Annotated in this window: 1 pseudogene; it reads right to left on the reverse strand. The window is 66.7% G+C overall.

Annotation, left to right across the window (positions count from 1 at the left end):
- Positions 1-1,138: pseudogene (locus AC0L2Z_RS35265) on the reverse strand (hypothetical protein); the annotation flags it as partial.
- Positions 1,139-1,154 lie beyond the last annotated feature (16 nt).

A 1,154-nucleotide genomic window follows, 5' to 3' on the forward strand; every position in this document is an offset into this window, starting at 1 on the left:
TGCCGGCATCGGTGTCGCCATTCGCGGCGATCGGGATAGCTACGGCGACGTTGTCATCGCTTTTGTTCCCACCCCAAGAGGGATCGTTGTCGCTGCCAGCCTCGGCATCGTCCATCAGCGCCAGGGCGACAGGTACCGCGGTCGAGTTGCCGCCGTTGCCGCCATTGCCGCCGGACCCGCCGTCGCCGCCCTTGGCGTCGGCAAAGCCAAGCGCGCCAGCATCGCCGCCCTTGGCGTCGGAATCGCCGCCGTCGGCCTTGGAGTCGCCGCCGACGCCGACGCCCAGGCCGAGGCCCAGACCGAGCCCGACGCCGTCGCCGCCGTCGCCGCCCTTGGCGTCGCCGCTGTAGCCGCCATAGGCTTCGCCGCTGTCGCCGTCGCCGCCCTTGCCGTCACCGCCGAGGCCTGCGCCGACAGCCACGCCGGTCGCGTCGCCGCCCTTGGCGTCGCCGCTAACCGCGATCGGCACGGCGTCGCCCCCATAAGCGCTGCCACCGTCTGATTTGGCGTCAGCGGAGCCGACGACAATCGGCACGCTCACCGCCACGCCGCCGCCCTTGGCATCGCCGCCCTTGGCGCTGCCGGTATCGGCATCGCCGCCCTTGGCGCCGAAGCCACCGAAAGCGACCGAATCGCCAGCATGGCCGCCGTCGCCGCCGGCATCAATGCCTTCCTCGGACTTGGCGTAACCACCCTTGGCGTCGCCCTTGTTGCCGAAGTAGCCGTTATTCTGGACCGTCGCGCTGCCGAGATAGTCGTTGTCCTTCATGTCGCCGGTCTGGTTGATGATGGTGGCGCTGTGGCCATTGCCAGCGCCGGCAAACGCGCCGTTCAGGACGTCCGAGAAGCTGACGTCATCGCCCGGATCGAAGCTGATGTCGCCGTCGCGGCTGAACATCATGACGCCGCCGAGGCCGACATTCACGTCGTCGAGGTCAATGAAATCGTCGTCCTGCTTTCCGTCCGACGTCGCGCTGGCGCTAACATTGGCGTTAACATTGTTGGTGTTGGTGTTGGTGTTGCTGTTGTTGCTGCTGTTGCTGCTCGAATTGCTGTTGTTGTTGCCGTTATTGTTGGTGTTGTCGCTGGTCGAATTGGCCGTAGCGTCGCCAATGCCGATGCCAGCTCCGACACCCACACCTACGCCGACGCCT

It is taken from the genome of Mesorhizobium sp. WSM4850 (genome assembly GCF_055811735.1).